Below are 15,212 nucleotides of genomic sequence, written 5' to 3' on the forward strand. Positions count from 1 at the left end.
CCGGGCCGTCAGCGTGTTACGGCTTCGGGGTGGCGTGCGGGGCGCAGGTCTGGTCCGTGGCGTCCAGCTTGCCGGTCAGCAGGTAGGCCTCGACCTTGGTGTTGAGGCACGGGTTGACCAGGCCGGTGATGCCGTGCGAGCCGGCGTCCTTCTCCGTGATCAGGCGCGAGCCCTTGAACCGCTTGTGCAGCTCGACGGCGCCGGCGTACGGGGTGGCGGCGTCGCGCTCGGACTGGGCGATGAGCACCGGCGGCAGGCCCTTGCCGGTCTTCACCTCGGTCGGGCGCTGGCGCGGCGCGGACCAGGTGGCGCAGGGCAGGTTCATCCATGCGTTGGCCCAGGTCATGAAGGGGTACTGCTGGTGGAGCCGGCTGTTGTCCCGGTCCCACTTCTTCCAGCTGGTCGGCCAGGAGGTGTCGGCGCACTCGACCGCGGTGTAGACGGCGTTGCCGTTCTCCGAGGCCGCGTTGCCGACGGTGTCGGTCGGGTCCGAGGCCGCGTTGTCGATGAGCGGCTGCGGGTCACCCGCGGCGTACGCGCTCCAGGCCTCGGCCACCGGGGCCCACATGGAGTCGTAGTAGGGGGCGTTCTGGAAGAAGCCGATGAGCTCGGCCGGGCCGACCTTGCCGCCGAGGGGCTCCTTCTTGGCGGCGGCGCGCAGGGTCACCCACTGCTGCTGGACCTCCGCCAGGGTGTCGCCGAGGTGGTAGGTGGCGTCGTTCTGGGCGACCCAGGTCATCCAGTCCTTGAGCCGGCCCTCGAAGGCGATGTCCTGGTCGAGGTTGACCTCGTACCAGACCTTGCGCGTCGACGGGTTGACGACGCTGTCGAGGACCATGCGGCGGACGTGGGTCGGGAAGAGGGTGCCGTAGACCGCGCCGAGGTAGGTGCCGTAGGAGACGCCGACGAAGTTGAGCTTCTTCTCGCCGAGGGCGGCGCGGATGACGTCGAGGTCACGCGCGGTGTTGCGCGTGTTGATGAAGGGCAGCATGTCGCCGCTCTTCTCGGCGCAGCCCTTGGCGTACTCGGCGGCGAGCTTGCGCTGCGCCAGCTTGTCGGCCTCGCTGTCGGGGACCGGGTCGAGCTTGGGGCCCTTGACGAACTCGGCCGGGTCGACGCAGGAGATGGGGGCCGACTTGCCGACGCCGCGCGGGTCGAAGCCCACGAAGTCGTAGGCCTTGGCGGCGCCCGCCCAGATCGCGTTCTTGGTGGTGACCCGGCGCGGGAAGCGCAGGCCGGAGCCGCCGGGGCCGCCCGGGTTGTAGAGGAGCGCGCCCTGGCGCTCGGCGGGGGTGCCGGTGGCGTTGATCCGGTCGACCGCGATCTTGATCTTCTTGCCGTTGGGCTTGGCGTAGTCGACGGGGACGGTGACCCAGCCGCACTGGATCGGCTTCTCCAGGCCCCAGTCGGCCGGGCAGTCCTGCCAGTCGATGCCGGCCTGGGCGGCCCGCGACGCGGCGACGGTGACGCCGATCGCCTCGGCGTCGCGCAGGTGACGGTTGCTGTCGGCGTTCGCCGCCGGGGCCGCGAGCGCGCCCAGGACGAGCGTGCCCGATATCAGAGTGCCGGCCGAGCCGAGCACTGCCGTTCGTCTCAAGTGTTCTCCCCCAAGATGGGCGCCACCCCCCGTGGCGGCGCTGTGTGTTGGCTGTCCGGGGGATCCTTTCGTTCCGGAGGCTCTCGATGAAAGGGCGAACGCGTGTTTCTTTGCCGAACCAATAACCGGTGAACGGTGTACCGCTGAGCGGATACCTCTCGGCGGCCGCACAGGTCCGGTCAGAACGGGGCGAGTTCGGACAGAGCGATGTCGAGCAGGCGCCGCACCGTGAGGGCGTCCGGGGCGACGGCGGTGGCGAGGACCGCCGGTCCCGCGAGCGGCGTGACGGCGGCGTACTCCCCGAGCAGCCGTGGCTCCACCGGCTTCCCCTCGAACGCCGGGTCGACGACGAGGAGCTGTCCGGTGGCCCGGTGGCCGCCGAGGACCGCGCCGCCGTCCCAGCCGCCGGGAGCGCCGGGGCCGAAGGCCAGCTCCTGGTCGAGGAGGGGGCGCCCGGCCCGGTGAACGGTGAGGCGGGTGACGAGGGTGCCGGGCGGTTCGCCGTGCCGGCCGAGGATCTGCTCCTCGCGCAGGACCAGCCGTGCCGTGGCGGCGAGTTCGACGACCGTACGCATCCGCAGCTCCGAGCCGTGCACGGAGACCAGCTGTTCGGGCAGCCAGCGGAGCACTCCCTCCTCCCCGACGGTGATCCGGACGTCGTACGCGGCGGGCTCGGCGCTCCGGCCCGGCAGGGCGAGGGTGGCGGCGGCCGAGTCGACCAGGAGCCGGGCCCCGTCCCGTACCTCGGTCTCGATCGCGAGCCGGTCACCGCCGAGCGGGGCGCTCATCGCCCCGACGACGGTGACCCGGGTGTACGGCCCGGAGGCTCTGGTACGACGCAGGGCGAAGGGCCCGTCGCTCACCAGGAGCGGCAGCCCGCCGTCGGCGTCGGCGGCGATCCGGGCGGTGGCGCGCAGGCTCACGCGGTCCATGCTCCGAGCTGGGCCCGGACCCAGTCGGCGACCGGGGCGACGCCGTTCTCGGCGCGCAGCGAGGTGAAGGCGACGGGCAGTTCGCCGCGCTGCTCCTCGGCGTCGCGCGCCATCCGCTCCAGGTCGGAGCCCACGTAGGGGGCGAGGTCGGTCTTGTTGACGACCAGGAGGTCGGCGGTGGTGACGCCGGGGCCGCCCTTGCGCGGGATGTCGTCGCCGCCGGCCACGTCGATGACGAAGATCTGGGCGTCGACGAGGCCCTTGGAGAAGGTGGCCGTGAGGTTGTCCCCGCCGGACTCGACGAGGATGAGGTCGAGCGGGCCGACGGTGTCCTCCAGCTCCTCGACGGCTTCGAGGTTGGCGGAGATGTCGTCGCGGATGGCGGTGTGCGGGCAGGCGCCGGTCTCGACGGCCTGGATGCGCTCGGGCGGCAGGACAGCGTTGCGGAGCAGGAACTCGGCGTCCTCGCGGGTGTAGATGTCGTTGGTGACGACGGCGAGGGAGAGGGAGTCGCGCAGGACCCGGCAGAGGGCGGCGACGGTGGCGGTCTTGCCGGAGCCGACGGGTCCGCCGAGTCCGATCCGCAGGGCGCGGCGGGTGCCGTCGGGGCGGTGGGCGTCGGCGGAGACGGCGCCGAGGTGGTCGTGGGAGTGGTCGAGGTGCATGGGGCGGCTCCAGTGGTTCTCAGGATGCGAAGAGGCGGACGGGCCAGGCCGCGTGCTGCTCGGCGGTGATGTCGAGGAGGGGCGCGGAGGCGGCGGGCAGGGCGTCGACGCCCTGCCGGGCGGCGGCGGCGGCTTCCTCGGCGACCAGGTCCATGGCGGGGGCGAGGCGGGCGAGGACGGCGGTGGCCTGGAAGGGGTCCAGGCTCAGCAGCCGGACCGTGGCGGTGGCGGGGCCGCTGACGGTCTCGTACGCGACGCAGTGTGCGGCGTCCTCGGGGCCGAGCCCCGCGGCGCGGGCGGCGGTGCCCAGGACGACGGGCTGGTGGGCGCCGCGCGGGAACGCGGCTGCGAGCGCGTCGAGTTCTGGGCAGGGCCAGGTGGCGCGGGCCGCACGCATCATCTGCCGGCCGAGCTTGCGGGCGGCTGCGCGCAGGGCGGGTGAGGGGGTGCGGGCGTCGGCGGCCGCGTCGAGCGCGTACGGGTCGTGCCCGAGCGCGGCCGCGGCGGCGAGGGCCGCCGCGGTGAGACCGGTGGTGTGCAGCCTGCCGCGGCAGAACGCGGCGAGGCTCGCCGCGTCGGTGATCCGGCCTGCCTTGACGGCGGCCTCGGCCCCGCCGGAGTGGGCGTGCCCGCCGGCGGGGAACCGCCCGTCGGCGAGCACGAGGAGGGCAGCGCGACTCGTCATCAGAAGAGGAAGTAGCGCTGGGCCATGGGCAGTTCGGCGGCGGGCGCGGGCTCGACCGGTTCGCCGTCGATCGTGACGGTGAAGGTGTCGGCGTCGACCTCGACCCGGGGCAGCGCGTCGTTCTCCCGCATGTCCGCCTTGGTCACCCGCCGGGTGCTGCCGATCGCCGTGAACTGCTTGTTCACGCCTACCCGTTGGGCGATGTCGTCCTCGATCGCCGCCTGGGCGACGAAGTTGACCGAGCCGGCCGCCGCGGCCTTGCCGAGTGCGCCGAACATCGGGCGGGGCAGCACGGGCTGGGGGGTGGGGATGGAGGCGTTGGCGTCACCCATCTGCGCGTAGGCGATCTGGCCGCCCTTGAGCACGGTGAGCGGCTTCACCCCGAAGAAGGCGGGCTCCCAGAGGACCAGGTCGGCGAGCTTGCCGGGTTCGACCGAGCCGATGAGGTGGTCCATGCCCTGGGCGACGGCCGGGTTGATCGTGTACTTGGCGACGTAGCGGCGCGCGCGGTGGTTGTCGGCGCGGCCGTCCCCGGGCAGGGCGCCGCGTCGCTTCTTCATGACGTGCGCGGTCTGCCAGGTGCGCATGATCACCTCGCCGATGCGGCCCATGGCCTGGGAGTCGGAGGAGATGATCGAGATGGCGCCCAGGTCGTGGAGGACGTCCTCGGCGGCGATGGTGGAGGGCCGGATCCTGGACTCGGCGAACGCGAGGTCCTCGGGGACGGCGGGGTTGAGGTGGTGGCAGACCATCAGCATGTCGAGGTGTTCCTCGATGGTGTTGACGGTGTGCGGCCGGGTCGGGTTGGTCGAACTGGGCAGGATGTACGGCTCCGAGACCACCGTGATGATGTCGGGGGCGTGCCCGCCGCCGGCGCCCTCCGTGTGGTACGCGTGGACGGTGCGCCCGGCGATGGCGGCGAGCGTGTCGCCGACGAAGCCCGCCTCGTTCAGGGTGTCGGTGTGGATGGCGAGCTGGGCACCCGTCTCCTCGCAGACGCCCAGGCAGGCGTCGATGACGGCGGGGGTGGCGCCCCAGTCCTCGTGGATCTTGAATCCGAGGGCTCCGCCGCGCAGTTGGGAGTGCATGGCCTCCCGGGACATGGTGTTGCCCTTGCCGAGCAGACCGATGTTGACGGGGAAGGTGTCCAGGGCCTCGAACATCCGGGCCGTGTGCCAGGGGCCGGGGGTGACGGTGGTCGCCTTGGTGCCCTCGGCCGGTCCCGTACCGCCGCCGACCAGGGTGGTGACGCCGGTCGCGAGGGCCTGCTCGACGACGGTCGGCGAGATGAAGTGGACATGGGCGTCGACGGCGCCGGCGGTGACGATCCGGCCGTTGCCGACGATGATCTCGGTCTCGGGGCCGATCACGAGGTCGGGGTGGACCCCGTCCATGGTGTCGGGGTTGCCCGCCTTGCCGAGGGCGGTGATCCGGCCGTCCCGGATGCCGATGTCGGCCTTGACGACGCCCCAGTGGTCGATGATCACGGCGCCGGTGATCACGGTGTCGGGGGCGCCCTCGGCGCGGGTGGTGCGGGCCTGGCCCATGGACTCGCGGATGACCTTGCCGCCTCCGAAGACGGCCTCGTCACCGGCGCGGCCGGGCCCGCCGCTGCGGTCCTCCTCGATCTCGACGAGCAGGTCGGTGTCGGCGAGCCGGATGCGGTCGCCGGTGGTGGGGCCGAACAGGTCGGCGTAGACGGCGCGGTGCAGCTCAGGCACGGTCGGCCCCCTTGGTCTCGTCGGCTTCGCAGGGCTCGTGGGCGACTTCGCCGGCCTCGTCGCCGGACGCGTCGAGCGGGCCCGCCGTCTCGCCGCGCAGGCCGGGCACGATGCGGCGGCCGGCGAGCGGGACGAGTTCGACCTCGACGGGGATGCCCGGTTCGAAGCGGACGGCGGTTCCGGCGGCGATGTGCAGCCGTCGGCCGTGCGCGGCGGCGCGGTCGAAGTCCAGGCCGGGGTTGACCTCGGCGAAGTGGTAGTGGGAGCCGACCTGGACGGGCCGGTCGGCGGCGTTGAGCACGGTCAGGCGCGTGACGGGGCGGCCCTCGTTGAGGGCCACGGGGCCGTCCGCGTACAGGATCTCTCCGGGGATCATCGGCGCGGCCCGTTCAGAGGATGGGCTCGTGGACGGTGACGAGCTTGGTGCCGTCGGGGAAGGTGGCCTCGACCTGGACGTCGTGGATCATCTCGGGGATGCCGTCCATGACCTCGTCGCGGGTGAGCACCTTGCGCCCGGAGGCCATCAGCTCGGCAACAGTGCGGCCGTCGCGGGCGCCTTCCAGGATGTGGGCGGTGAGGAGGGCGACGGCCTCGGGGTGGTTGAGACGCAGACCCCGGGCCCGGCGCTTCTCGGCGACGTCCGCCGCCACATGGATGAGCAGGCGTTCCTGTTCGTGCGGGCTCAGTTGCACTCTTCCACCTCACAGTCGTCGACCGGGACACCCGGACAGCTGCGGACCCTACCGACCTTCAACACCTTGTTGAACTGCGGAGATGCGGCTCGCGGCCAGACATTGCACGTTAGGGCGGAAGTTTTTCCGGCTCGTTAACTCCGGCTTTGCGATTTCATGATCGCCGGACCTCGCCCGGTCGTCAGACCGGGTCGACCGACATGGACATCAGGCCCCGGAGCCCGTCCTCCAGTACGTCGACGGCGACGTCGCCGAAGAGGGCCTGCTGGGCGATGAAGCCCTGGACGACGGCGATCAGGGTGCGGGCCACGTAGTCGTCGGGGACGTCGGCGGACAGGATGCCGCTCTCCCGGTAGACGGCGACCAGATCCGCCCAGACGACGCGCATCCCGTGGTAGCCCTCGGAGAGGGTCTTCGCCAGCTGCTCGTTACGCAGGGTCTCCGTCCACACCTGGATGATCAGGCGAGCGAAGGCCTGCCGGTCGGCACCCTCGATCCGCTCCTCCAGGAAGAGCCGGAGCACCCCGCCGATCAGCACGTCGGGGGTGGGCGGCGGCGTGGTCCTGGACGCCTCCTCGAAGGCGCCCCGGATACCGGCGAAGGCCTCGGTCGCGATGGCCGCGATGATCTCGTCCTTGCCGCGGAAGTACCGGTAGACCGCACCGGCCGACAGGCCGACCTCGCTCAGCACGTCCTGCATCGAGGTGGCATGGAAGCCGTTGCGGGCGAAACAGCGCGCCGCGCCGTCGAGGATCTGCCGCCGCCGGGCGTCGAGGTGTTCCTGGGAGACACGAGCCATGACCCGAACTTAAAACGAATATTCATTCTTGACAACTTCCGACTCCCGCAGGACAGTGAGGCCCATATAAAAACGAACGATCCTTCTCTTTGAATCGAGGACACCATGTCCGCCAACGCCACCGCCGTCGACGCGGGGCGCAGGACCATCGCGGTGATGGTGCTGATCCCCGTCGTCGTCGCCCTGACCCTCTGGGCCTTCGCGTGGCCCGCCTCGCGGACGGCACCCCGCGACCTGCCGATCGGCGTCGCGGGTCCCGCCACGGTGGTCACGGCCCTGGAACAGGGCTTCTCCCGGCACGAGGGGGCCTTCGAGGTCCACCGTTACGAGGACGAGGCGGCGGCCCGCGCCGCGATAGAGAACCGGAAGGTATACGGAGCGGTGATCGTGACCCCGGGCGGTACGGAACTCCTGACCGCCTCGGCGGCGAGCCCCGTGGTGGCCGGACTGCTGCGGGAGGCCGTGACCGCACAGGCCCCGGAGGGCACGAAGGTCCTGGTCACGGACGTGGTCGCCGCCCCGGCGGGCGACCCGCGCGGGGCCGTGCTCGCCTCCAGCCTGCTGCCGCTCGCCCTGGCCGGAGCGGCGGCGGGAGTCCTCGCGACCCTCCTCGGCCTGCGCGGCGGGCGCGCGGTGGCCGCACTCGTCGGCGCCGCCGCGCTCGCGGGCGCCGTCGGCGCGGCCCTCGCGCACAGTTGGCTCGGCGCGCTCGGCGGGAACTGGTGGGCCGAGGCGGGCGTGCTCGGCCTCACCGTCCTGGCGATCGGGTCGACGTTCGCGGGGCTCGCGGCGCTCGTCGGCAAGCCGGGCCTCGGGCTCGGGGCGCTGCTGATGATCCTCCTCGGCAACCCCTTCTCAGGGGTGTCGAGCGCACCGGAACTCCTGCCGACCGCCGTCGGCACCCTCGGCCGCTGGCTGCCGCCGGGCGCCGCCGGCTCGGCCCTCCGGTCCGTCTCCTCCTTCGAGGGCGCGGCGGCGGGCGGGCCGCTTCTCGTCCTCGCGCTCTGGGCGACGGCCGGCCTCACCGCGACCGTGCTGGGGTCCCTGCGGCGGCGCACGGAACCCACGGAACCGGACACCGCGGTGACCCCGATTCCGGCGCGCGCGGGCTGAGCCCGGTCCACCGAGCCCGTACGCGCGAAGAAGACGGCCGCGTGCCCCCGCTGTAGCGGACGGGGGCACGCGGCTTTTCCGTCTGCGCCCGTGAAAGAGGAGGGGCCGACGGGCGGGCGCGCTGGGGGGCTCCCGGCAAGGCGCCCTTTAGGAGACGCCGGGCTCGCGGTGGTGGGCGGCGATGCCGAAGCGGCGCTGTTCGCCGGTAGCGGAGTCCAGGGGGTGGAGGCCGGAGACGGAGCTGATCACCTGCTCGTCGGCGGGCTTCTCTGCCGCCTCGAGTTCCTCCAGGTCAGCGGCGGAGACCAGGGCGACGAGGGGCTTCCCGTGGCGGGTGACGACGACGCGCTCACCGCCGTACACGACGCGGTTGATCAGGTCGGCGAGCTCGGCTCGCGCTTGCGTCACCGGGATCTCGTAGGTCATGCTCCCCATCTTACGGGTTGTACGTCCTGTACATTTTTTACAGATGGAGGTACCCGCCATGGAAGCGCGCCACGTCCTGCCCGAGTTCACGGAGCGGACCAGCTACGGAACCCGGACCCTCGACCCCTACTCCAAGCTCCTCGCGTCCCGGATCGTCTTCCTCGGGACGCCGATCGACGAGACGTCGGCCAACGACGTCATCGCCCAGTTCCTCTACCTGGACCACGCGGCACCGGACCAGGACATCTCGCTCTACATCAACTCCCCCGGCGGCTCGATCAGCGCCATGACCGCGATCTACGACACGATCCGCTCGCTCCACTCCGACGTGGAGACCACCTGCCTCGGCCAGGCCGCGTCCACCGCCGCCGTCCTGCTCGCCGCCGGCACCCCGGGCAAGCGCATGGTCCTGCCCGGCGCCCGGATCACCCTCCAGCAGCCGACCGTGGACGAGCCGGTGCAGGGCCAGCTGAGCGACCTCGACCTCCAGGCCCGCGAGATCCTTCGGCTTCGCGCCCTGGTGGCCGGGATGCTCACCGAGCACACGGGGCAGGACCGGGAGCGCATCGACGCCGACCTCGACCGCCTCACGGTCCTGGACGCGCCGGCGGCCGTCTCGTACGGCCTGGTGGACCACGTGATCACGAACCGGCGCTCGGGCGCCGGCGGCACGGCGGGGTGAGCCGGCCATGGTCCCCGAGCTGCCGCCGCTGCCCGCACTGACCCGCGCCGAGAGTGAACTCGTCGACGCCTACCTCGAAGTCGTCGACCTCCTCGGGAAGATCAACCCATCCAGAGGTGCGCATACCTATGGAGCACTTCGCGCGGCACAGGCCCTGGTGGGGCGGACGGAGGCGCTCCTCCAGGCCCTGACGCTCATGCATATGCGGGGCGAGAGCGAGGTGCACGCGGACACCTTGGCGCGCGCCCTCAGGGTGCTGGACGGGGAGCGCAGAGCACACCGCGTCACCGTCCCGCGAACTCGGGCGAGTTGACATTTCCGCGTGTCGTGTCGAGGCCCGGACGGCCGACACGCACCGCAGAATCGCTCCCCCGTTCGGCGTAGTAGACGAGTCGTCAAATGTGTCGGACGAGTTGCGCAACAGATGTACGCATTTGGCGGAATGAGGCGTTCCGCCGCTGGTGCGAGGCTCATAGGCCAAACCTCCGAAGATCACAAAGGCTGCCTGTCCACCCGAACGGATCAGTCGTGAGGAGCCTCACATATCGCCGTTTCAACTCGGATTTCGACCTTGGTGTGGGTCAAGATCCCTGTCGACGACAAGCCCCCGCCACCACGGCGGGGCGGTCCGGGCGGACGCCGAGTCCTGCCGCTGTCCCGGACGTCTGGTCGACAGGATTGGATCGGCAGGAGTGGAGGACCCGATTTTTACGGGACGTACGCGCTGCTCCGGCAGCGGGGCCGTCCCTTGGGGTGAAGCCGCGTCAGCGGCCGGGCATCTTCGCCAGCCCGAACCCGACAGGTCATCCTTCGCAGGCGGCTGACGAAGGGTTGCGCATGACCGCGCAGATGCACGTCCCGTCCCTGCTGTCCCGGGCCGGAGCCGTCTCGGCTCTCACCCTCGCCGCCGTCGGCGGCACGTTGTTCGCACCCGGTGCGGCGACGGAGGCCCAGGCAGCCACCACGCACGCGAACAAGGCACTGAGCGTCGCCGCGTCCAAGAAGGGAGCTCCGTACCGGTACGGGAGCACCGGACCCACGAGGTTCGACTGCTCCGGTCTGACGCTCTACGCGTACAAGAAGGCGGGCAAGTCGCTGCCCCGCACCGCGCAGCAGCAGTACAACAAGACCCGGCACATCTCCGCCTCCACCAGGCAGAAGGGGGACCTGGTCTTCTTCCACTCCGGCGGGAGGGTCTACCACGTGGGCATCTACGCCGGCAACGGCAAGGTCTGGCACTCACCCAAGACGGGCTCCTGGGTGAAGCTCGACAGGATCTGGTCGTCGAAGGTCTACTACGGCCGCGTCCGCTGATCAGGCAGCGGTAGCGGTTCGTCCGTGAGGGGTGCGGTGGCGCCGCCGTACCCCTGACCGGCAGGACGGGGCACCCCCTGGGACGTGTCCGGAACGTCCCGCCCGGCCCGCGGGCGGACGGCGCTGCCTTCCGGACACGACCTAGCAGCTGGCCACGGGGGCGACCGTCCACGGAAGAGTGATCCAGACCGTCTTGCCGCCGTCGTCGGTCGGTGTGACGGACAGCCGGCCCCCGGCCTCAGCCGCCAGGACGCGAATGATGACCATGCCCCGCCCGTTGTCCTGCTGGACGGCCGCCGGGAGGCGCCGCGGCCGGCGCGGATGGCTATCGGTGACGCCGATGCGGAGCCGTTCCTCCCGCTCCAGACGCACGTCGACCGTGAAGGTGGGCGACTGGCCGAGAGTGTGCAGGACGGCGTTGGTGGCGAGTTCGGAGACGATCAGACGGATCGCGTCCGCGATCTCCGCGGCATCGTCGAGGCCCCAGCCGGTGAGGACGTCCGCGACGTACCGCCGGGCCGTGGGGACCGAGGCGGGATCGCTCGGCAGGGTGACGGATGCTTCCTGGTGATCTGCCATGGCGACGCTGTCCCTTTCCCGCCGGGGCGGCTGCCCCGGATTGCGCTTCGCGTCAGAGTGCCACCGATCGTGCCGCGCCGGGCGGCGTTCCACCAAGATATGTCCCCATCTGTCGCCCGAAGCGGTGAACTCTGGGTCCCCGAAACGCTCTTGAGCGTCTCGTCAGTCCTGCCGGCCGGCCGACGCCGTGCGCAGAATCGTCCCCACCGCGCGCTCGATCTGCGCGTCCGTCAGATCGGCGCGGGCGGTGAGCCGGAGCCGCGAGATGCCGTCGGGTACGGACGGCGGCCGGAAGCAGCCGACCGCCAGGCCCTGTTCGCGGCAGTCCGCCGCCCAGCGCAGCGCCGCCTCCGGGGAGGGCGCGCGCACCGAGACGACGGCCGCGTCGGGCCGGGCGGCCGTGAGGCCGGCCTCCGTGAGCAACCGGTACAGCGTGGTCGCGACGGTGCGGGCCCGCTCGGCGAGGCCGGCCTCGGCCCTGATGAGGCGCAGGCTCGCGAGCGCACCGCCCGCGGCGGCCGGGGCGAGCCCGGTGTCGAAGATGAAGGTGCGGGCCGCGTTCACCAGGTGCTCGATCACCCGGGCGGGGCCGAGGACGGCACCGCCCTGGCTGCCGAGGGACTTGGAGAGGGTCAGCGTGGCGACGACGTCCTCGTCACCCGCGAGGCCCGCCTCGTGGAGGGCGCCGCGGCCGCCCTCGCCGAGGACGCCGAAGCCGTGGGCGTCGTCCACGACGAGTCCGGCGCCGTGCGCGCGGCAGGCCGTGGCCAGCTCCGGCAGCGGGGCCTTGTCGCCGTCGACGGAGAAGACGGAGTCGCTGACGACCAGGGCCCGGCGCCCGGGATGGGCGTCCAGGGTCTTGCGTACGGCCTCGGGGTCGGTGTGCGGCACGACGGCCGTCTCGGCGCGCGCGAGGCGGCAGCCGTCCACGATCGAGGCGTGGTTCGAGGTGTCGGAGACGATCAGGGAGTCCCGGCCGCCGAGCGCGGTGAGCGCGGCCAGGTTGGCGGTGTAGCCGGAGGAGAAGACGAGGGCCGCCTCGAATCCGCAGAACTCGGCGAGCTCGCGCTCCAGCCGGGTGTGCAACCGGGTGGTGCCGGTCACGAGCCGTGAGCCGGTGGAACCCGCGCCCCAGCTCCTCGCCGCCTCGGCCGCCGCTTCGGTGACCTCCGGGCGCCGGGTGAGGCCGAGGTAGTCGTTGCTCGCCAGGTCGAGCAGGTCCGACTCGGCCGCCCGGGGCCGCAGCGTACGGACGAGACCGGCGTCCGCCCGGCGGCGCGCCTCGGCGTCGGTCCAGTCGAACGCGGTCCGGCGCGGGCCCGCGGCCCGTGCGTCGTCGGCCTGTGGCATGCGGCGATCCTTTTGTAGGCAGCGCACAGACCCTAACCAAAGGATGCCGAGGTCGGGATGTGGTCATCCACACACCTCTATCGGGGGCGTTTGTTCGGATCCTCCTTGGCCAGGGGGTGGGCGGTAGGCGAGGATCAACGCTTATGGACCTGCTGAACACGCTGGTGGAGAAGGGGCTGCGGCGCGAGCTGCCGACCCGTGAAGAAGCGCTCGCCGTCCTGGCGACCTCCGACGACGAACTGCTCGATGTGGTGGCGGCGGCCGGCAAGGTGCGCCGTCAGTGGTTCGGGCGGCGGGTGAAGCTCAACTACCTGGTGAACCTGAAGTCGGGGCTCTGCCCCGAGGACTGCTCGTACTGCTCGCAGCGGCTCGGCTCCAAGGCCGAGATCCTCAAGTACACCTGGCTGAAGCCGGACGAGGCCTCCCAGGCCGCCGCCGCGGGTGTCGCGGGCGGGGCGAAGCGGGTCTGCCTGGTGGCGAGCGGCCGCGGTCCGACGGACCGGGACGTGGAGCGCGTCGGCAGGACCATCGAGGCCATCAAGGAACAGAACGAGGGCATCGAGGTGTGTGCCTGCCTCGGTCTGCTGTCGGACGGACAGGCGGAGCGGCTGCGGGACGCCGGCGCCGACGCGTACAACCACAACCTGAACACGTCCGAGGCGACGTACGAGGGGATCACCAAGACCCACACGTACGCCGACCGGGTGGACACCGTGCAGAAGGCGCACGCCGCCGGCCTGTCGGCCTGCTCGGGTCTGATCGCGGGCATGGGCGAGACCGACGAGGACCTCGTCGACGTCGTCTACGCGCTGCGCGAGCTCGACTCCGACTCGGTGCCGGTCAACTTCCTCATCCCCTTCGAGGGCACGCCGCTCGCCAAGGAGTGGAACCTCACCCCGCAGCGCTGCCTGCGGATCCTCGCGATGGTGCGGTTCGTCTGCCCCGACGTCGAGGTGCGGATCGCCGGCGGCCGTGAGGTGCACCTGCGCTCGATGCAGCCGCTCGCGCTGAACATCGCGAACTCGATCTTCCTCGGCGACTACCTGACGAGCGAGGGCCAGGCCGGCCAGGCCGACCTGGACATGATCGCGGACGCGGGCTTCGAGGTGGAGGGCGCGGGCACGACCACGCTCCCGAAGCACCGCGCGGACGCGCTCGCCGCGGCGGGCGGCGGCTGCGGTTCCCAGGCGTCGGCGGGCTGCGGCTCGCACGACGCGGCGGGCGGCGGCTGCGGTCCGTGCGGGGGCCACGCACCGGTCGCCGCCGACGAGACGGAGGCCGCGGCGAACCAGGCGCGGACCGACCTGGTCGCCGTGCGTCGCCGTGGCGCCGGTACGGACCTCGCGCCGAACGCGTGACCGCCGTGCGCAACGACGAACTGATCGCCCTCGACCGGGCCCACGTCTGGCATCCGTACGGCCCCATGCCGGGCCGTACGGATCCGCTGGTCGTCGAGTCCGCGTCCGGCGTACGCCTCCGGCTCGCCGAACCCTCCGAGGGTCAGGCCGAGTTGATCGACGGCATGTCCTCCTGGTGGTCCGCGGTCCACGGCTACAACCACCCCGTGCTCAACGAGGCGGTGCGCGGCCAGCTGGACCGCATGAGCCACGTCATGTTCGGCGGGCTCACCCATGAGCCGGCCGTCCGGCTCGCCGCCCGGCTCGTCGAGATCACCCCCGAGCCGCTGCGGCACGTCTTCCTCAGCGACTCGGGGTCGGTCTCCGTCGAGGTGGCGGTGAAGATGTGCCTGCAGTACTGGCGTTCGCTGGGCCGCCCCGAGAAGCAGCGCCTGTTCACCTGGCGCGGCGGCTACCACGGGGACACCTGGCAGCCGATGTCCGTGTGCGACCCCGCCGGCGGGATGCACGAGCTGTGGACCGGAGTGCTCCAGCCCCAGGTGTTCGTGGACGCCCCGCCGGCCGCGTACGAGGAGTCCTACGCCGAACTCCTGCGGACCGAGATCGGAAAGCACGCCCACGAACTGGCCGCCGTGATCGTGGAGCCGGTGGTGCAGGGCGCGGGCGGGATGCGCTTCCACGACCCGGAGTACCTGCGGGTGCTGCGCGAGGCCTGCGACGCGCACGACGTGCTGCTCGTCTTCGACGAGATCGCCACCGGGTTCGGGCGTACGGGCACGCTGTTCGCCGCCGACCAGGTGGGGGTCTCCCCCGATGTGATGTGCCTGGGCAAGGCGCTGACCGGCGGCTATCTGTCGATGGCGGCGACGCTCTGCACGAGTCGGGTCGCCGACGGGATCTCACAGGGCGAGGTCCCGGTCCTGGCCCACGGGCCGACCTTCATGGGCAACCCGCTGGCCTCCGCGGTGGCCCTCGCCTCGATCGACCTGCTGCTCTCCCAGGACTGGCGGGTCGAGGTCAAGCGGATCGAGGCAGGACTGCGGGAGGGTCTCGCCCCCGCCGCCGACCTCCCGGGCGTCCGCGAGGTGCGGGTGCTCGGCGCCATCGGCGTCGTCCAGCTCGACCACCCGGTCGACATGGCGGCGGCGACGCGCGCCGCGGTCCGGGCGGGCGTGTGGGTACGCCCGTTCCGCGACCTGATCTACACGATGCCGCCGTACGTGACGGACGACGAGGACCTGGCCCGGATCTGCGCCGCGGTGTGCGCGGCGGCGGCCGCGGGCTGACCGGAAGAGCGGG

At 72.0% G+C, this 15,212-nt stretch carries 17 protein-coding genes and 1 riboswitch; of the genes, 6 read left to right on the forward strand and 11 right to left on the reverse strand.

The window, feature by feature from the left end:
- Window positions 1-16: 16 nt before the first annotated feature.
- The 8 genes from OG514_RS37675 to OG514_RS37710 all read right to left on the reverse strand — a co-directional run bounded on the left by OG514_RS37675 (window position 17) and on the right by OG514_RS37710 (window position 7,091).
- Window positions 17-1,597: an alpha/beta hydrolase gene (locus tag OG514_RS37675; RefSeq protein ID WP_266902713.1), complete on the reverse strand. Its 1,581-nt coding sequence runs from the start codon at window positions 1,595-1,597 to the stop codon at window positions 17-19.
- Window positions 1,598-1,776: 179 nt separating this feature from the next.
- The gene (locus OG514_RS37680; RefSeq protein ID WP_266902715.1) at window positions 1,777-2,520 is read right to left on the reverse strand and encodes an urease accessory protein UreD; all 744 of its coding nucleotides are present in this window, start codon (window positions 2,518-2,520) and stop codon (window positions 1,777-1,779) included.
- The gene (gene ureG, locus OG514_RS37685) at window positions 2,517-3,194 is read right to left on the reverse strand and encodes an urease accessory protein UreG (RefSeq protein ID WP_266902717.1); all 678 of its coding nucleotides are present in this window, start codon (window positions 3,192-3,194) and stop codon (window positions 2,517-2,519) included. The genes OG514_RS37680 and ureG overlap by 4 nt, the downstream gene beginning before the upstream one ends.
- 19 nt (window positions 3,195-3,213) lie before the next feature.
- Complete coding sequence (locus OG514_RS37690; RefSeq protein WP_266902719.1) at window positions 3,214-3,879, reverse strand: urease accessory protein UreF; 666 nt, start codon at window positions 3,877-3,879, stop codon at window positions 3,214-3,216.
- On the reverse strand, window positions 3,879-5,600 hold the full coding sequence (locus tag OG514_RS37695) for an urease subunit alpha (protein ID WP_266902721.1): 1,722 nt from the start codon (window positions 5,598-5,600) through the stop codon (window positions 3,879-3,881). The genes OG514_RS37690 and OG514_RS37695 overlap by 1 nt, the downstream gene beginning before the upstream one ends.
- Window positions 5,593-5,976, reverse strand: coding sequence for an urease subunit beta (locus tag OG514_RS37700; protein WP_266902723.1), 384 nt, complete (start codon window positions 5,974-5,976; stop codon window positions 5,593-5,595). Before OG514_RS37700 ends, OG514_RS37695 begins: the two co-directional genes overlap by 8 nt.
- A 13-nt stretch (window positions 5,977-5,989) precedes the next feature.
- A complete protein-coding gene (locus OG514_RS37705) occupies window positions 5,990-6,292 on the reverse strand; it encodes an urease subunit gamma (protein ID WP_266902725.1) in 303 nt (100 codons plus the stop codon).
- 181 nt (window positions 6,293-6,473) lie between these two features.
- Entirely contained in the window at window positions 6,474-7,091 is a 618-nt protein-coding gene (locus tag OG514_RS37710; RefSeq protein WP_266902727.1) for a TetR/AcrR family transcriptional regulator, read from the reverse strand.
- Between the two features lie 105 nt (window positions 7,092-7,196).
- Between OG514_RS37710 and OG514_RS37715 the strand changes: the two genes are divergently transcribed.
- Window positions 7,197-8,204 (forward strand): ABC transporter permease, encoded by a 1,008-nt coding sequence (locus tag OG514_RS37715; protein ID WP_266902729.1) that lies wholly within the window; start codon window positions 7,197-7,199, stop codon window positions 8,202-8,204.
- Between the two features lie 147 nt (window positions 8,205-8,351).
- Here OG514_RS37715 and OG514_RS37720 read toward each other — a convergent pair whose 3' ends face one another.
- The gene (locus OG514_RS37720) at window positions 8,352-8,630 is read right to left on the reverse strand and encodes a type II toxin-antitoxin system Phd/YefM family antitoxin (protein ID WP_266902731.1); all 279 of its coding nucleotides are present in this window, start codon (window positions 8,628-8,630) and stop codon (window positions 8,352-8,354) included.
- A 58-nt stretch (window positions 8,631-8,688) separates the two neighbouring features.
- Between OG514_RS37720 and OG514_RS37725 the strand changes: the two genes are divergently transcribed.
- The 3 genes from OG514_RS37725 to OG514_RS37735 all read left to right on the forward strand — a co-directional run bounded on the left by OG514_RS37725 (window position 8,689) and on the right by OG514_RS37735 (window position 10,626).
- Window positions 8,689-9,312: an ATP-dependent Clp protease proteolytic subunit gene (locus OG514_RS37725; protein ID WP_266902733.1), complete on the forward strand. Its 624-nt coding sequence runs from the start codon at window positions 8,689-8,691 to the stop codon at window positions 9,310-9,312.
- 7 nt (window positions 9,313-9,319) lie between these two features.
- The gene (locus OG514_RS37730; protein WP_266902735.1) at window positions 9,320-9,625 is read left to right on the forward strand and encodes a hypothetical protein; all 306 of its coding nucleotides are present in this window, start codon (window positions 9,320-9,322) and stop codon (window positions 9,623-9,625) included.
- A 390-nt stretch (window positions 9,626-10,015) separates the two neighbouring features.
- Window positions 10,016-10,147, forward strand: a riboswitch (cyclic di-AMP (ydaO/yuaA leader).
- Window positions 10,148-10,149: 2 nt separating this feature from the next.
- Window positions 10,150-10,626 carry a C40 family peptidase gene (locus tag OG514_RS37735; protein ID WP_266902737.1) on the forward strand — a complete coding sequence of 159 codons (477 nt, stop codon included), beginning with the start codon at window positions 10,150-10,152 and terminating at the stop codon, window positions 10,624-10,626.
- 141 nt (window positions 10,627-10,767) lie between these two features.
- Here the strand turns inward: OG514_RS37735 and OG514_RS37740 are convergent, their stop codons facing one another.
- Both OG514_RS37740 and OG514_RS37745 read right to left on the reverse strand, forming a co-directional pair.
- Entirely contained in the window at window positions 10,768-11,205 is a 438-nt protein-coding gene (locus OG514_RS37740; RefSeq protein WP_266902739.1) for an ATP-binding protein, read from the reverse strand.
- Window positions 11,206-11,367: 162 nt separating this feature from the next.
- Window positions 11,368-12,555, reverse strand: coding sequence for an 8-amino-7-oxononanoate synthase (locus tag OG514_RS37745; protein ID WP_266902741.1), 1,188 nt, complete (start codon window positions 12,553-12,555; stop codon window positions 11,368-11,370).
- A gap of 143 nt (window positions 12,556-12,698) precedes the next feature.
- On the opposite strand from OG514_RS37745, the gene bioB reads away from it, so the two are divergent.
- Together bioB and OG514_RS37755 are read left to right on the forward strand one after the other, a co-directional pair.
- A complete protein-coding gene (bioB, locus tag OG514_RS37750) occupies window positions 12,699-13,913 on the forward strand; it encodes a biotin synthase BioB (RefSeq protein WP_266902743.1) in 1,215 nt (404 codons plus the stop codon).
- 5 nt (window positions 13,914-13,918) lie between these two features.
- On the forward strand, window positions 13,919-15,199 hold the full coding sequence (locus OG514_RS37755) for an adenosylmethionine--8-amino-7-oxononanoate transaminase (RefSeq protein ID WP_266903087.1): 1,281 nt from the start codon (window positions 13,919-13,921) through the stop codon (window positions 15,197-15,199).
- Window positions 15,200-15,212: the final 13 nt, after the last annotated feature.

This window comes from Streptomyces sp. NBC_00572, from assembly GCF_026341815.1.
In the GTDB taxonomy this organism is placed as follows: Bacteria; Actinomycetota; Actinomycetes; order Streptomycetales; family Streptomycetaceae; genus Streptomyces.

What these genes read in the sequence shown, in the direction of transcription:
- ureG (WP_266902717.1), bottom strand. Translation starts at nt 3,194, where the DNA reads ATGCACCTCGACCACTCCCACGACCACCTCGGCGCCGTCTCCGCCGAC.
- OG514_RS37690 (WP_266902719.1), bottom strand. Translation starts at nt 3,879, where the DNA reads ATGACGAGTCGCGCTGCCCTCCTCGTGCTCGCCGACGGGCGGTTCCCC.
- OG514_RS37700 (WP_266902723.1), bottom strand. Translation starts at nt 5,976, where the DNA reads ATGATCCCCGGAGAGATCCTGTACGCGGACGGCCCCGTGGCCCTCAAC.
- OG514_RS37710 (WP_266902727.1), bottom strand. Translation starts at nt 7,091, where the DNA reads ATGGCTCGTGTCTCCCAGGAACACCTCGACGCCCGGCGGCGGCAGATC.
- OG514_RS37715 (WP_266902729.1), top strand. Translation starts at nt 7,197, where the DNA reads ATGTCCGCCAACGCCACCGCCGTCGACGCGGGGCGCAGGACCATCGCG.
- OG514_RS37720 (WP_266902731.1), bottom strand. Translation starts at nt 8,630, where the DNA reads ATGACCTACGAGATCCCGGTGACGCAAGCGCGAGCCGAGCTCGCCGAC.
- OG514_RS37725 (WP_266902733.1), top strand. Translation starts at nt 8,689, where the DNA reads ATGGAAGCGCGCCACGTCCTGCCCGAGTTCACGGAGCGGACCAGCTAC.
- OG514_RS37730 (WP_266902735.1), top strand. Translation starts at nt 9,320, where the DNA reads ATGGTCCCCGAGCTGCCGCCGCTGCCCGCACTGACCCGCGCCGAGAGT.
- OG514_RS37735 (WP_266902737.1), top strand. Translation starts at nt 10,150, where the DNA reads ATGACCGCGCAGATGCACGTCCCGTCCCTGCTGTCCCGGGCCGGAGCC.
- OG514_RS37740 (WP_266902739.1), bottom strand. Translation starts at nt 11,205, where the DNA reads ATGGCAGATCACCAGGAAGCATCCGTCACCCTGCCGAGCGATCCCGCC.
- OG514_RS37745 (WP_266902741.1), bottom strand. Translation starts at nt 12,555, where the DNA reads ATGCCACAGGCCGACGACGCACGGGCCGCGGGCCCGCGCCGGACCGCG.
- bioB (WP_266902743.1), top strand. Translation starts at nt 12,699, where the DNA reads ATGGACCTGCTGAACACGCTGGTGGAGAAGGGGCTGCGGCGCGAGCTG.